Below are 13,242 nucleotides of genomic sequence, written 5' to 3'. Positions count from 1 at the left end.
ACACAAGAAAACGGCGAGCGGAGCGACCAACTTCAGGCCGTTCTTTTGGGTTTCAGATTTTGCTTTGGGAGGATTATAGCGTATGCAGCACCGAATTTACCCGCGAGGGCACAGAACGCATTAGCCGCCAGCAGCAGACGTGGGTGCGGTTTGTTTACGGGTGGCGCATCGTTGCGGCACAGGTGAGTGTAATGCCGTCGTAGGCCGGGAAAGGCGCAGCCGCCACCCGGCACAATACGACACCGCTATTTCTGAAACGGATGCACGTCCCGCCAGTGGTCAGCAATTTGCTGGCGGGTACAAACCCAGACCCGCTCGTGCTGCTGCACATAATCCAGGAACCGCTGCAGCGCGCGAAAACGGCCCGGACGCCCCAGCAGGCGGCAGTGCATGCCGATGGACATCATCTTCGGTGCGCTTTCACCCTCTTCATACAGCACGTCAAAGCTGTCTTTCAGATAAGTATAAAACTGCTCGGCGGTATTAAACCCCTGGGCGGTGGCGAAGCGCATGTCGTTCGCGTCCAGCGTGTAGGGCACGATCAGGTGCGGTTTACGGCTGCCATCGCTGCAGGCCACTTCCGTCCAGAAGGGCAAGTCGTCGCCATAGTAGTCGCTGTCGTAGTCAAAACCGCCGTGCTCGACCACCAGCTGGCGCGTGTTGGGGCTGTCGCGCCCGGTGTACCAGCCCGTAGGCGGCTTGCCAAACAGATCGGTCAGCACGTGCACCGCTTTGTGCAGATGTTCCCGCTCCTGGTTGATATCCATATTCTGATAGTGGATCCAACGCCAGCCGTGGCTGACCACGTCATAATCCGCCGCCTTGATCGCCGCGACAATCTCCGGGTGACGCGCCAGCGCCATCGCCACGCCAAAGACCGTCAGCGGCAGTCCGCGTTTCTGAAATTCATGATGAATTCGCCAGAACCCGGCGCGGCTGCCGTATTCGTACAGGGAATCCATGGACATGTGTTTGTCGGGATAGCTGGCCGCTCCGATGATGTCCGAGAGAAACTGTTCCGACCCGGCATCGCCGTGCAGGACGTGGTTTTCTGCCCCCTCTTCATAATTGAGCACAAACTGCACGGCGATGCGTGCCTGATTCGGCCACTGCGCATGCGGCGGGTTGCCTGCGTAGCCACGCAGATCCCGCGGATAACCCTCTTCAAAAAGCCCCATTGCTACCCCCCCAAAAAATTAAAATGGATTCAATGCCTGAAAATGTCCGCTTAACGGTTTGTTCTCCGGGAAGGCCAGATCCCCGTGCTTGCTGGTTGACAGCCCCAGCGCCACCAGCGATTCCACCATCTTCACTGCCGCACTGACGCCGTCGATCACCGGCACGCGCAGCTCGCGCGTCAGCTCCTGGGCGAGCGTTGCCATCCCGCCACAGCCCAGCACGATGGCGCCGCAGCCATCCTCTTTCAGGGCCTGTATACAGCGCGCGCGCACCTTTTCCTGCGCCAGGCCGCTGCCGTCTTCCAGCGCCAGCACCGGAAGATCAATCGCGTGCAGGGCCGCGCAGTGATCCTGAAAGCCATACTGCTGCAGCAGATGACGGGCGATAATCAGCGTGCGCGGCAGCGTGGTGACGATGGAAAAGCGCGTCGCCACCAGCGTGGCCATGTGCATGGCGGCTTCGGCAATGCCGACAACCGGCCCTTGCGCCAGCTCGCGCGCGGCCAGCAGCCCCGGATCGCCAAAGCAGGCAATCACGTGCCCTTCCACCCCCTGCTCTCTGCCTTTTTTGACTTGCTCAAGGACACCCACGGCAGCAATGGCTTCATCAAAATGGCCTTCGATTGAGGGCACACCCGCACTGGGGCAGACCGCGAGGATCTCCGTGCCCGGCGCAGCCACCGCGCGGGCGGCCGCGCCGATGGTTTCCGTCATCGCGAGGCTGGTATTGGGATTAATGACTTGTATACGGACAGACGACATTACGACTCCTTGTGGCTGGCGAACAGGCGGGCAAAATCGGGCAGGCATTCACCTGCCCGTTCGAAACAGAGGCTGGCGACGATATGTTCAAAATGGTGCATTAAGGCATCACTGAGGGGTTGCAGCGCTTTCTGACGCAGCAGCTCCACAAGCTGTTCGTGGTCATTGCAGCGACACCCCTGACGCCACGGCGCGCCCCAGGTGGCAATCACCAACGAGGAGCGCTGGCTCAGGCGGGTCACCATCTCCGTCAGGACCTGATTGCCGGAGATGGCCTGCAGCTGAATATGGAAATTTGCGGAGTGGCGGATCGCCGCCGGGCCGTCGTAAGCCTCATGCGCCTGCTGCTCCTGACGGATGATTGACGCCAGCGCGGCCAGATGCGGCGGCTGACAGTGCGCCAGCACGTCCGGTAGATTGGCGACCTCCAGCAGCGCGCGGGTGCGAAAGATCTGCCGGGCCTCTTCGACCGTCGGGCTGGCAACGTGTGCACCACGTTTGGGCGTTAAGGTGACCATTTGCACAGCGGCGAGTCGCTGCAGCACCTTACGGATGCCCGTACGACTCACGCCAAAGACCTCCGCCAGCGCCTCTTCCGGCAATTTGCTTCCCGGCAGCAGCTGATGTTCGACAATCGCGGTCATCAGCGCCTGAAAGATGGATTCGTCTTTGTCTTGCAGGTCTGGCGCGGCGTGCAGACTGTTCACGTTGTTCATTAACCACTCCACTTTTTACTTTTCGCTATCGAATCGTATACATAAAAATAAAATATTGCATACAAGATTTATTATTTTGGCCTGGATCCTGCAACACCGTCTGCACTCCCACTCAACGGGTTTTCATTCACAGGAGCAGGTTTCATGCCAAACAGACAAAATATGCAACACGGTACGGCCGCTGATTCCGGTGCGGTATACAGCCCACGGCTTTGCAATGAGGATCTGGCACCGACGCGTGACCAGAACTGGAGCTGGTACAACATCTTTTCTTTCTGGATGTCCGACGTCCACAGCATGGGGGGATACGTGGTCGCCGCGAGCTTCTTTACGCTCGGGCTGGCAAGCTGGCAGGTGTTGCTCTGCCTGCTGGTGGGAATTTGCATTGTGCAGCTGTGTGCCAACCTGGTGGCGAAACCGAGCCAGATGGCGGGCGTGCCGTATGCGGTGATCAGCCGTCAGGCCTTTGGTGTGTTCGGGGCGAACATTCCGGCGGTGATCCGCGGGCTTATCGCCTTTGCGTGGTACGGCATTCAGACCTATCTGGCCGCTAACGCCCTGATGCTGGTGGCGCTGAAGTTCTGGCCGTCGCTCTCGTCGCTCACCACCGGCGCGTTCCTCGGGCTGTCGCACCTGGGCTGGGTCTGCTTTGCCATTATGTGGGTATTGCAGGCAATGGTCTTCTGGCACGGCATGAATGCCATCAAGCGCTTTATCGACATCGCCGGCCCGGCGGTGTATGTGGTGATGCTGGCGCTGGCAGGATGGATTGTATACAAGACCGGATTCGACGGGATCTCCTTTACCCTCGCCAGCAAATCCCTGAGCGCGGGCGAGCAGACCTGGCAGATGATCACCGCCACGGCGCTGGTGGTTTCCTACTTCTCAGGCCCGTTGCTCAACTTTGGTGATTTCTCCCGCTACGGCAAAAGCATGGGGGAAATCCGCCGCGGTAACCGCTGGGGCCTGCCGTTTAACTTCCTGCTGTTCTCCATCGTGACCGTGGTGATTGTCTCCGGTACCCAGTCGCTGTTTGGCCGCATGATCACCGACCCGATTGAAACCGTCAGCCGCGTGGGCAACGATCTGGCGGTGGCGATTGGTCTGTTGACCATGATCACCGCCACCATCGGGATTAACATCGTGGCCAACTTCGTCTCCCCGGCGTTTGATTTCTCTAACTGTTCCCCGCAGAAAATCAGCTTCCGCACCGGGGGAATGATTGCCGCCGTCGGCTCGATCCTGTTAACCCCGTGGAACCTGTTTAACTCCCCGGAGCTTATTCATTACACCCTGGATGTGCTGGGGGCGTTTATCGGTCCGCTGTTCGGTATCCTGATTGCCGATTTCTACCTGATTAAGCGTGGCAAGGTATCCGTGGACGACCTGTTCGATGACACGCCAGAAGGGAAATACTGGTACCGCAACGGCTTTAACCCGAAAGCCATCGGCGCGCTGATCCCCTCGGTTGCCGTCGGGCTGGTGATAAGCTTCATCCCGGCGCTGCATGAGGTGGCAAACTTTAGCTGGTTCATTGGCGTATTCCTTGGCGGGGTAACCTACCGCTGGCTGGCGCGCGAAGGGGCGTCCGCCGCTCACTTCACGGCACGCGAGGCCACGCAAACAATCAGACAGGAGCCGTGATGGATTACCAGACTGCGATACGCGGTGCATTTTTCGATATCGCCCGGGTCTGCGACAGCGCAGACCTGATTGCCGACCATGCGCGCTACCAGGAGGACGGCCTGCTGTTTATTCACCACGGGAAAATCGTGGCGCTCATGGCCTGGCAGGAGGGAGAGCAATATCTTGACCCGCACAAGGGTTACACCGACCTGCGCGGCAAACTGCTGCTGCCCGGCTTTATCGATACCCACGTTCATTACCCGCAGACCGAGATGATCGGCGCCTTCGGCGAGCAGCTGCTGGAGTGGCTGACCACCTATACGTTTCCGGTGGAGAGCCAGTTTGCCGACGAGAGCTACGCAAAAGAGATCGCGGAATTTTTCATAAATCAACTGGTGAGCCACGGCACCACCACCGCAATGGTGTTTTGCACACTGCATCCGCAATCGGTGGATGCGCTGTTTACCGAAGCATCGCGCCTGAATATGCGCCTTATCGCCGGGAAGGTGATGATGGACCGGCACACCCCGGACTACCTGACCGAAACGGCACAACAGAGCTACCAGCAGACGCGGGATCTAATCCAGCGCTGGCACCACCATGGACGGCTGGGGTATGCCATTACGCCACGCTTTGCACCCACTTCATCACCGGAACTGCTGGCGGCGGTGCGTTTACTCAGAGAGGAGTTTCCGGACACCTGGCTGCAGACCCATCTGAGCGAAAACCCGAACGAAGTGGCCTGGGTTAATGACCTGTGGCCGGAGCATGAACGTTATCTGGATGTCTATCACCACTACGGCCTCACCGGCGAGCGCAGCGTGTTTGCTCACGGGATCCATCTGCACCACAGCGAGTGGCAGTGCCTGCACGACACCGGATCGGCGGTGGCGTTTTGCCCTACTTCCAATCTGTTTCTTGGCAGTGGGCTGTTTCGGTTACCCGCCTGCTGGCAGCACAAGGTGCGGATGGGTATCGGCACCGACGTCGGCGCGGGTACCACCTTCAGCATGCTGCGCACGCTGGGGGAAGCTTACAAGGTAGGTCAGTTGCAGAGCTATCGCCTGCGCGCCAGCGAGGCCTTTTATCATGCCACGCTGGGTGGCGCGCATGCCCTGCGTCTGGATGACAAAATTGGCAACTTCGTACCGGGCAAAGAGGCCGATTTTATCGTGATCGACCCGGCCGTCACCCCGCTGCAGCGCCTGCGTAGCGGGCGCTGCAAGGATATCTACGAGCAACTGTTTGTGCTGATGACCCTGGGCGACGAGCGTAATATCAGCCAAACCTGGGTCAACGGCGAGCCAGTGTGGTCAGCTGCCGCGGTAGGTTGACCAGCCGCCAGGGGCAATCACAAACGGCAGATGGAAGTGCTCATCTGCCGTTTCGCCGATAAGAAAATCAATCTGCGCGCAGGGATAGAGCGTGTCGCGCCCCGTTTCGCTAAACCAGACGCCAGTCTCGGCCACCAGCCGATAGCGGCCCGCAGGCAGGACGGGAACAAATTCGGTGATGCGGCCCTGCGCGTTGGTCACGCCAGTTGCGATGATCTCCGCGTCCTGTTCAAGACGTACCGTCACCCCCTGCGCGGGTTTTCCCGTCGAGATATCCAGAATATGTGTACTGAGCGTGCTCATGCGCCAATGACTCCTTCCAGTCGTAATAAGGTAATTTCCCGCAGCTGATCCAGTGCGGCCTGCACCTCCTGCGCATCGCTGTTTTCCAGCCGCGCGTTCAGGGCCTGGAGGATCTCCTCCCCGCTGCGGCCTTTGGCGCGGATCAGAAAGACGCGCCCGAAACGACTTTCGTAGCGGGCGTTGCCTGCCCGCAACGCCTCAGCAAGCCGGGCATCATCATGATTCACCGCTCCCTGCTCCCGACGCGACAGCGCCGCCTCCGCCTGCGTGCCCATGGGCTTCTCACCGATGCGCGGATGCGCGCTCAGGGCCTGCGTGAGCGCGTGTTCATCCCAGCTATGCGTCAGCGCCTGGGCCGCGTTAAACAAAACCTCCCGGCTCGGATAAGGCCGCCCGGCGACCAGCGCCTCGGCCCAGCCGGGAATGGCCACGCAAGGGTGTAATAGCGTAAGCACCTCTTCGTGACTCCGGTAATTAAAATCGTCCAGCGTTATCATGGTTCCTCCCGTGTCATCATCGTCCCTGAACATTGCACAAAACACGCCACTCTTGCCTGAGGCCTGGAACAGTTGATTCCTGATCCCTAAACCGGAAATTATTGATTCATAAAAAGGCATTCCCACCGCGATAACGCACCTTAGCAGTGCAAACATCCCTCCCACAACGCCCTTTACCCCACTCTGCAGCCTGGTACGCAAATTGCTGATGTTAATGACACCCGGCAAAAGGAGAGAAGCATGAAAGCAATCGTCATTGGTGCGGGCATTGGTGGCCTGAGCGCCGCTGTCGCGCTGGAAAAGGCGGGCATCGACTGTACCGTGTTTGAAGCAGTAAAAGAGATCAAACCCGTTGGCGCGGCCATCTCCATCTGGCCCAACGGGGTGAAATGCATGCAGCACCTCGGCATGGGCGACATTATTGAGACATACGGCGGGCCGATGCGCTTTATGGCCTACAAGGATCACCGGCGCGGCGACACGTTGACCCGCTTTAGCCTGGCCCCGCTGGTGGAGCGCACCGGGGGACGCCCCTGCCCCGTCTCGCGCGCTGAACTACAGCGCGAGATGCTGGACTTCTGGGGTCGCGAGCGGGTGCAGTTCGGCAAGCGCGTCGAACACGTCCGGGAAGATGATGCTGGCGTCAGCGTAACATTTACCGACGGCAGCACGGCGACGGGCGATTTTCTGATTGCCGCCGACGGCAGCCATTCGGCGGTGCGCCCGTACGTGCTGGGGTATACCCCCGAGCGCCGCTACGCCGGTTACGTTAACTGGAACGGACTGGTGAAGATTGATGAAGAGATTGCCCCCGCCCACCAGTGGACCACGTTCGTGGGAGAAGGCAAGCGTGTGTCGCTGATGCCCGTCTCCGGTGGCCGCTTCTATTTCTTTTTTGATGTCCCGCTTCCCCTCGGTCTGGCGGAAGATCGCACCACCCTCAGAGCCGATCTCACGGGTTACTTCCGCGGCTGGGCGCCGCCGGTGCAGAAGCTGATCGCCGCGCTGGATCCGAATACCACCAACCGCATAGAAATTCACGACATTGAGCCCTTCGACAGCCTGGTACGCGGCCACGTGGCGCTGCTCGGCGATGCGGCGCACAGCACCACGCCGGATATCGGCCAGGGCGGCTGCGCGGCGCTGGAGGATGCGGTGGTGCTGGGTGATTGTCTGCGCAAAAACCACAACATTACGCTGGCGCTGCGGCAGTACGAAGCCCTGCGCTGTGACCGGGTACGTGACCTGGTGCTGAAGGCTCGCAAGCGCTGTGACGTCACGCACGGTAAAGATATGGCGTTAACCAGAGCCTGGTATCAGGAGCTGAGAGAGGAGACCGGGGAGCGCATCATCAACGGTTTGTGCGACACCATTCAGGGCGGACCATTAGGCTGAACGTAAGAGGAATACACATGAATAAAGCACCTGTACCACCCGCCCATTGCACGTTTGAGCCAGAGGACTGGCTGCGTCTGGCAAAGTGCTGGCATCCGGTTGCGCGCGCCTGCGACATTGGCGCGGCGCCGGTTAAGGCGACCCTGCTTGACGAAGCGCTGGTTATCTACCGCGTGAAAGGCCAGGTCGTGGTCGCCCGCGATGTTTGTCCGCATCGCGGCGTGCCGCTGACGCTGGGCTTTCATGATGAGCACGGGATTATCTGCCCCTACCATGGCCTGCGCTTCGGGGAAGATGGCCGCTGCAACCGTATTCCCTCCAGCCCCGACCAGCCGGTACCGGCGAAACTCAACCTGATTAACTACGCCGTGGAGGAGCGCTTTGGCTTGATCTGGACGTGTCTGGCGTTTGACCCCGACAACCCGATGCCGCTGCCCACCATGCCACACTGGGATGACGACGGCTTTCAGCAGATCAACTGTCCGGCGTTTGAGGTGAATGGCTTCGCTGGCCGTCAGGTGGAAGGATTTTTGGATGTGGCGCATTTTGCGTGGATCCACACCAGCACCTTTGCGGACCCGGATAACCAGCTCGTCCCGACCTATCAGCCACAGGAAACACCGTTTGGCTTTGTAGCGGACTACTGGAGTTCGGTGAGCAATTATCCCGCCGGCGCTGATGTGCAGGCGCCGGAAGGCTTCCAGTGGCTGCGCCATTTTGAAATGCATTTGCCGTTTACCGCCACCCTGACGATCCATTTTCCGGGCGAATCCCGGCTGGTGATCATGAACGCCGCGTCGCCGGTCTCGTCACGCGTCACCCGCATGTTTGCCCCGATTGCGCGCAACTTTGATCTGCATATCCCGGTGGAAGAGGTGCATGCCTTTAACCTGCGGATTTTTGAGGAAGACCGCCTGATGGTCGAGACCCAGCGCCCGGAAAGTTTGCCGTTGGATCTGACCCTTGAAGCCCATATTCCCGCGGATAAAAGCTCGATTGCCTATCGCCGGGGGCTGAAAAAGATGGGTTTTGGCGCGTTTTTCCTGGTCTGATGGAGGGCTGTCATGAGTGATATCTTAAGCGTTATCGTCGACGGGCTGTGGCGTCAGGGGAACAAAAGCCTCGCCGTCAGGCTGGTGGCGGAAAACGGTGAAGCGCTGCCTGAGTGGCAGCCCGGTGCGCATATCGACGTGCATCTGCCCTGCGGGGTTATACGTCAGTATTCCCTGACCGGCCCATGCGGGAGTGAAGGCTATCTGATCTGCGTGGGCCGGGAAACCGCCTCGCGTGGCGGGTCGCGCTATATTCATGAGACGCTGCGTCCCGGTCAGACGCTGCTGATCTCCGCGCCGCGCAATCTGTTTGCCCTGCAGAAGGCCGAACGGGTGTTGCTGCTGGCTGCGGGGATCGGGATTACGCCACTGTATGCCATGGCCCTGCAGCTGGAAGCAGCCGGAACCCCGTTCACTCTGCACTATTATGTCAAACACGCTGAAAGCGCGGCTTTCGCCCGCGAGCTGGCGCAGCTGAAGCACGGCGAATGCGTTATCCATACCACCAGCCCGCGCACGTTGCTGGCAGAGCATATCCCGGTGGCCGCGGCGGGTCTTCACGCCTGGGTCTGTGGCCCGGCCGGGTTTATGGAAAAAGTACGTGAGGTGGCGACGGCGAAAGGCTGGGATGGCGCCACGATCCACAGCGAGGCGTTTCAACCCGCTGCGCCTGATACCGGCGCTGAAAGTGGCGAGATCTTCACGATTAAACTGGCCTCCACCGGAGAGCGCTGGCCTGTGCCCGCTGATAAAACTATTGCCCAGGTGCTACAGGAAAACGGTGTGGCCGTACCGCTCTCCTGCGAGATGGGGATCTGCGGTGCGTGTCTGACACCGGTGATTGACGGCGTGGTGGATCACCGGGACAGCGTACAGTCAGAGGCAGAGAAAAACGCCCCGAACCCGCATGTGGCGCTGTGTTGCTCAAGAAGTCATTCCGCTGAGCTGGTGATTGGGCTGTAAAACGAAAAAACCCTGCGATAGTGCTATCGCAGGGTTTTCGAATTTGGCGGAAGCGTAGAGATTCGAACTCTAGAACCCTTTCGGGTCGCCGGTTTTCAAGACCGGTGCCTTCAACCGCTCGGCCACGCTTCCAAAGTGAGGCGCACTATAAACATCTCTGAGCATGATGTAAAGCGTGAAATTGCATAAAGTTACACTTGCTCACCATCACTCCGCCCTCTGGCGTCATGACTCACTTCGGCGACGTTAATCTGGATGTGAAGTTTCCCTCTCATTACAGGCACCGGCAAATGTCCGGCAGGCAGCGTGTTGCGCTCAATCACAATATATATGTATTATGTTATAACATAACAATTTAGGATTGATTTTTATGCTTCTGAAAAAAGGGTTATTACTGACAGTACTGCTGGCCTTGGTACCAGCCACGTTTGCAGCAACAACTTACCCGCTGACGATTGAAAATTGCGGCGTCAGGCAGACCTTTACGCAAGTGCCACAGCGCGTCGTTACCGTGGGTCAGCATGAAACGGAATTGCTGCTCGCGCTGGGGCTGGAAAAATCTGTCGCCGCAACCTCAGTCTGGTTCGGCAAACTCCCGGATTCGCTGGCTGATGCCGGAAAAAAACTCCCCCGGCTTGCGGATAACTCCCCCTCTTTTGAAGCCGTGGTGGGACAAAAACCGGAACTCGTCCTCGCTCAGTATCACTGGCATATTGGCCCGCAGGGCGAGGTGGGAACACGCGAGCAGTTTGCATCACTGGGGATCAAGACGTGGATCTCTCCTGCCGACTGCACGGACAAAACGGTGACGGCAACCTCAAACGCAGACGGAGCACGGAGCACGCCGTTTTCACTGGCAGAAATAAAACACGAAGTCACAGACCTGGCCGCCATCTTTGATGTTCCCGCGCGCGGCGAGCAGCTCAATCGTGAGCTGACAGAACGGATTCAGAAAGCGCAGGCGCGCATCTCAGCAAAACCCCTGAAGGTTGTCTTCTGGTTTTCAAGCAGCCGCCTGAATGGCGATCCCTGGGTGGCAGGGAATTACGGCGCGCCTGGCTGGATAAGCCGCACGCTGGGGTTAAAGAACGTTATTGACTCGCATGATGAATGGCCCGCTGTCACCTGGGAACATATTGCCCAAATGCAGCCAGACGTTATCGTCATCGCTCAGATGTCACGCAGGCTCTACCCTGCCGATGACGCCGCGGTAAAAGAGGCCTTTTTACGACGCGATCCGGTGACAAGAAACATTCCGGCGGTCAGGAATAATCAGATTATTGTGGTGCCCGCAATGTCGTTAAACCCTTCTTTGCGTAACGTCGACGCGGTTGAGCTTATCAGCGATCGGCTGGCTTCATTCCAGGGCGAATAATGAGTCATGTATCTTCTCCCCGCCGCAAGCAGGGGTTAATGGCGGCAGGCGCCGTGGCATTGCCGCTGATGCTGGTCTTTGCCGCGAGTATCGGCGATATGCCGGTATCGTATGCCGTTACCGGAAAAGCGATCCTCAATGGTCTTGGGCTGACTGCATACGTTCTGCCGCAACCCGAGGAAGGCATCGTCTGGCAGTACCGCATGAGCCGCGCATTAATGGCAGCATGCAGCGGCGGCCTGGCGCTGTGCGGGCTGGTGCTCCAGTCAATACTGCGTAACCCCCTGGCGGAGCCCTATCTGCTGGGCATCTCCGCAGGCGCTTCGCTGGGGGCCGTCTGCGTGATGCTGCTCGGTATCGGGGGGAGCGTGATTGGCGTGAGCAGCGGTGCGTTTGTTGGCGCCTGCGCCGCTTTTGCGCTCATCATGTTGATTACAAACGGCATGAGCGCAAGCCCGTCGCGCATTTTGCTGGCAGGCATTGCGGGCACACAGCTCTTCAACGCCATGACCGCATATATCGTCAGCACCTCCGCCAATGCCGAGCAGTCGCGTAGCGTTATGTTCTGGCTAATGGGCAGCCTGAGCGGTGTGCGCTGGCCAGACGCGCTGCTGGCGCTGGCCGTTACGTTGACGGGCCTGCTGATGGTATGCCTCTTTGCGCGGGCGCTGGACACCTTTACCTTTGGAGACGAGGTCTCTACCACCCTCGGGATTCCGGTGACCGCTGTACGAATTATCCTGTTGCTGACCTGCGCGTTCGTCACCGCAACCCTGGTCAGCGCCATAGGCGCAGTGGGATTTGTGGGGATGGTCATTCCCCATGTGACGCGCATGCTCAGCGGTCCGGGCCATCGCCGCACGATCCCGCTGACGTTTCTTATCGGCGCGCACTTTATGATCCTGGCCGATGTCGTGTCACGCACGCTGATTGTGCACCAGGTGCTTCCCATCGGCGTGGTGACGGCACTGGTGGGCGCACCTGTCTTTGTGGCGCTGCTTTATCAAAACCGGAAGGAGCATCCATGAATATTTCCGTCTCCGGGTTAAGTGTGACCCGACAAGCACAGACGGTGCTTGAGGATATCGATCTCGACCTGTCATCCGGGCAGATTGTCGGCCTGTTAGGGCCAAACGGCTCGGGCAAATCAACGCTGCTACGCTGTCTTGCCGGGCTGTTTCCACACCACAGTGAACGCGTCGCGCTTAATGGCACGTCGCTTAGCGTGATGCCGTTAAAAACGCGCGCGCGGCAGTTAGCCTTCGTCCCGCAACATGCCGACGTTGAGGGAGAACTGACCGTCGAGGAAATCGTGCGGCTGGGACGTACGCCTTACCGGAAGGCGTTTCAGAGAAGCACTCGCGATGATGATATGGCGGTGGAAGAGGCGATTAGCCTCATGCGGCTATGCGGATTACGCCAGCGGCGGTGGCAGCAACTGTCTGGTGGGGAGCGTCAGCGAACCCAGATAGCACGAGCGCTGGCACAGCAGCCCCGGGTGTTGCTGCTTGATGAGCCGACAAACCACCTGGACATTCAGCACCAGCTGGAGCTGATGCGACTTATATCGCAACTGCCTCTTACGGTGGTGGTGGCGCTGCACGATCTCAATCTGGCGGCCAACTACTGCCAGCGGCTGATCCTGCTGAAGGCCGGGCGTATCGCGGCCACGGGCGCGCCTGCGGAGGTGCTCACCCCTGAAAATATCGAGCAAACCTGGTGCGTCAAAGCGAACGTCTACAGGGCAGACGCCGGGATGACGATCGGCTACAACATGGGCGGCATGGCGGAGATGTAGAGCCAAAGCAAAAAACCCTGCGATATTGCTATCGCAGGATTTTCGAATTTGGCGGAAGCGTAGAGATTCGAACTCTAGAACCCTTTCGGGTCGCCGGTTTTCAAGACCGGTGCCTTCAACCGCTCGGCCACGCTTCCTAAGTGAGGCGAACTATAAACACCTCACTGCAGGCTGTAAAGAGCACACGCATTCGTTCGCTTTAAAAATAGCCAAATTACGTTTAATCGGTTGAATAGACAACAT

Annotated in this window: 12 protein-coding genes, 2 tRNA genes and 2 pseudogenes; 9 read left to right on the top strand and 7 right to left on the bottom strand. The window is 59.0% G+C overall.

The genetic code is table 11. The features are described from left to right. Positions 1-68: 68 nt before the first annotated feature. Positions 69-203, top strand: a pseudogene (locus EQV24_RS21110) (AtzH-like domain-containing protein); the annotation flags it as partial. Between the two features lie 42 nt (positions 204-245). Here the strand turns inward: EQV24_RS21110 and puuE are convergent. The 3 genes and pseudogenes from puuE to EQV24_RS21095 all read right to left on the bottom strand — a co-directional run bounded on the left by puuE (position 246) and on the right by EQV24_RS21095 (position 2,656). Next, complete coding sequence (puuE, locus tag EQV24_RS21105) at positions 246-1,178, bottom strand: allantoinase PuuE (protein WP_038419056.1); 933 nt, start codon at positions 1,176-1,178, stop codon at positions 246-248. Positions 1,179-1,197: 19 nt separating this feature from the next. Next, positions 1,198-1,940, bottom strand: a pseudogene (locus EQV24_RS21100) (aspartate/glutamate racemase family protein); the annotation flags it as partial. Next, a complete protein-coding gene (locus EQV24_RS21095; RefSeq protein ID WP_013097231.1) occupies positions 1,940-2,656 on the bottom strand; it encodes a GntR family transcriptional regulator in 717 nt (238 codons plus the stop codon). The gene EQV24_RS21095 and the pseudogene EQV24_RS21100, both read right to left, overlap by 1 nt. A 144-nt stretch (positions 2,657-2,800) precedes the next feature. Here EQV24_RS21095 and EQV24_RS21090 point away from each other — a divergent pair, with 144 nt between their 5' ends. Further along, positions 2,801-4,300, top strand: coding sequence for an NCS1 family nucleobase:cation symporter-1 (locus EQV24_RS21090; protein ID WP_130627017.1), 1,500 nt, complete (start codon positions 2,801-2,803; stop codon positions 4,298-4,300). Then, complete coding sequence (gene guaD, locus EQV24_RS21085) at positions 4,300-5,616, top strand: guanine deaminase (protein WP_130627016.1); 1,317 nt, start codon at positions 4,300-4,302, stop codon at positions 5,614-5,616. Before EQV24_RS21090 ends, guaD begins: the two co-directional genes overlap by 1 nt. Here the strand turns inward: guaD and uraH are convergent. Next, positions 5,596-5,919, bottom strand: coding sequence for a hydroxyisourate hydrolase (gene uraH, locus EQV24_RS21080; RefSeq protein ID WP_029883239.1), 324 nt, complete (start codon positions 5,917-5,919; stop codon positions 5,596-5,598). The two genes, guaD and uraH, sit on opposite strands and share 21 nt — an antisense overlap. Then, on the bottom strand, positions 5,916-6,416 hold the full coding sequence (uraD, locus tag EQV24_RS21075) for a 2-oxo-4-hydroxy-4-carboxy-5-ureidoimidazoline decarboxylase (RefSeq protein ID WP_130627015.1): 501 nt from the start codon (positions 6,414-6,416) through the stop codon (positions 5,916-5,918). The genes uraH and uraD overlap by 4 nt, the downstream gene beginning before the upstream one ends. Before the next feature lie 240 nt (positions 6,417-6,656). On the opposite strand from uraD, the gene hpxO reads away from it, so the two are divergent. Genes hpxO through EQV24_RS21060 form a run of 3 tightly spaced genes read left to right on the top strand, consistent with a single transcriptional unit; the run spans position 6,657 to position 9,826 of the window. After that, positions 6,657-7,811, top strand: coding sequence for an FAD-dependent urate hydroxylase HpxO (hpxO, locus tag EQV24_RS21070; RefSeq protein WP_045295751.1), 1,155 nt, complete (start codon positions 6,657-6,659; stop codon positions 7,809-7,811). A gap of 17 nt (positions 7,812-7,828) precedes the next feature. After that, positions 7,829-8,863 carry a molybdenum cofactor-independent xanthine hydroxylase subunit HpxD gene (gene hpxD / locus EQV24_RS21065; RefSeq protein ID WP_130627014.1) on the top strand — a complete coding sequence of 345 codons (1,035 nt, stop codon included), beginning with the start codon at positions 7,829-7,831 and terminating at the stop codon, positions 8,861-8,863. A 12-nt stretch (positions 8,864-8,875) separates the two neighbouring features. Next, a complete protein-coding gene (locus tag EQV24_RS21060; protein ID WP_130627013.1) occupies positions 8,876-9,826 on the top strand; it encodes a PDR/VanB family oxidoreductase in 951 nt (316 codons plus the stop codon). A gap of 44 nt (positions 9,827-9,870) precedes the next feature. On the opposite strand, the gene EQV24_RS21055 is transcribed toward EQV24_RS21060, so the two are convergent. Continuing rightward, positions 9,871-9,958 (bottom strand) — tRNA-Ser (locus EQV24_RS21055). Between the two features lie 238 nt (positions 9,959-10,196). Here EQV24_RS21055 and EQV24_RS21050 point away from each other — a divergent pair. The 3 genes from EQV24_RS21050 to EQV24_RS21040 are packed head-to-tail and all read left to right on the top strand — an operon-like array spanning position 10,197 to position 12,999. Next, positions 10,197-11,201 carry an ABC transporter substrate-binding protein gene (locus tag EQV24_RS21050; RefSeq protein ID WP_130627012.1) on the top strand — a complete coding sequence of 335 codons (1,005 nt, stop codon included), beginning with the start codon at positions 10,197-10,199 and terminating at the stop codon, positions 11,199-11,201. Then, entirely contained in the window at positions 11,201-12,229 is a 1,029-nt protein-coding gene (locus tag EQV24_RS21045) for an iron ABC transporter permease (protein ID WP_130627011.1), read from the top strand. The genes EQV24_RS21050 and EQV24_RS21045 overlap by 1 nt, the downstream gene beginning before the upstream one ends. Continuing rightward, a complete protein-coding gene (locus tag EQV24_RS21040; protein ID WP_130627010.1) occupies positions 12,226-12,999 on the top strand; it encodes an ABC transporter ATP-binding protein in 774 nt (257 codons plus the stop codon). The genes EQV24_RS21045 and EQV24_RS21040 overlap by 4 nt, the downstream gene beginning before the upstream one ends. 49 nt (positions 13,000-13,048) lie before the next feature. Here the strand turns inward: EQV24_RS21040 and EQV24_RS21035 are convergent. Continuing rightward, positions 13,049-13,136: transfer RNA gene (locus EQV24_RS21035), tRNA-Ser, on the bottom strand. Positions 13,137-13,242: the final 106 nt, after the last annotated feature.

This window comes from Enterobacter sp. A8, assembly GCF_004296595.1.
Taxonomy (GTDB): Bacteria; Pseudomonadota; Gammaproteobacteria; order Enterobacterales; family Enterobacteriaceae; genus Enterobacter; species Enterobacter cloacae.
Note: the sequence above shows the minus strand (reverse complement) of the source record. Positions and strands in the feature narration are given on the sequence as shown.

What these genes read in the sequence shown, in the direction of transcription:
- EQV24_RS21045 (WP_130627011.1), top strand. Translation starts at nt 11,201, where the DNA reads ATGAGTCATGTATCTTCTCCCCGCCGCAAGCAGGGGTTAATGGCGGCA.
- EQV24_RS21090 (WP_130627017.1), top strand. Translation starts at nt 2,801, where the DNA reads ATGCCAAACAGACAAAATATGCAACACGGTACGGCCGCTGATTCCGGT.
- EQV24_RS21095 (WP_013097231.1), bottom strand. Translation starts at nt 2,656, where the DNA reads ATGAACAACGTGAACAGTCTGCACGCCGCGCCAGACCTGCAAGACAAA.
- hpxO (WP_045295751.1), top strand. Translation starts at nt 6,657, where the DNA reads ATGAAAGCAATCGTCATTGGTGCGGGCATTGGTGGCCTGAGCGCCGCT.
- EQV24_RS21050 (WP_130627012.1), top strand. Translation starts at nt 10,197, where the DNA reads ATGCTTCTGAAAAAAGGGTTATTACTGACAGTACTGCTGGCCTTGGTA.
- guaD (WP_130627016.1), top strand. Translation starts at nt 4,300, where the DNA reads ATGGATTACCAGACTGCGATACGCGGTGCATTTTTCGATATCGCCCGG.
- uraH (WP_029883239.1), bottom strand. Translation starts at nt 5,919, where the DNA reads ATGAGCACGCTCAGTACACATATTCTGGATATCTCGACGGGAAAACCC.
- EQV24_RS21040 (WP_130627010.1), top strand. Translation starts at nt 12,226, where the DNA reads ATGAATATTTCCGTCTCCGGGTTAAGTGTGACCCGACAAGCACAGACG.
- uraD (WP_130627015.1), bottom strand. Translation starts at nt 6,416, where the DNA reads ATGATAACGCTGGACGATTTTAATTACCGGAGTCACGAAGAGGTGCTT.
- EQV24_RS21060 (WP_130627013.1), top strand. Translation starts at nt 8,876, where the DNA reads ATGAGTGATATCTTAAGCGTTATCGTCGACGGGCTGTGGCGTCAGGGG.
- puuE (WP_038419056.1), bottom strand. Translation starts at nt 1,178, where the DNA reads ATGGGGCTTTTTGAAGAGGGTTATCCGCGGGATCTGCGTGGCTACGCA.
- hpxD (WP_130627014.1), top strand. Translation starts at nt 7,829, where the DNA reads ATGAATAAAGCACCTGTACCACCCGCCCATTGCACGTTTGAGCCAGAG.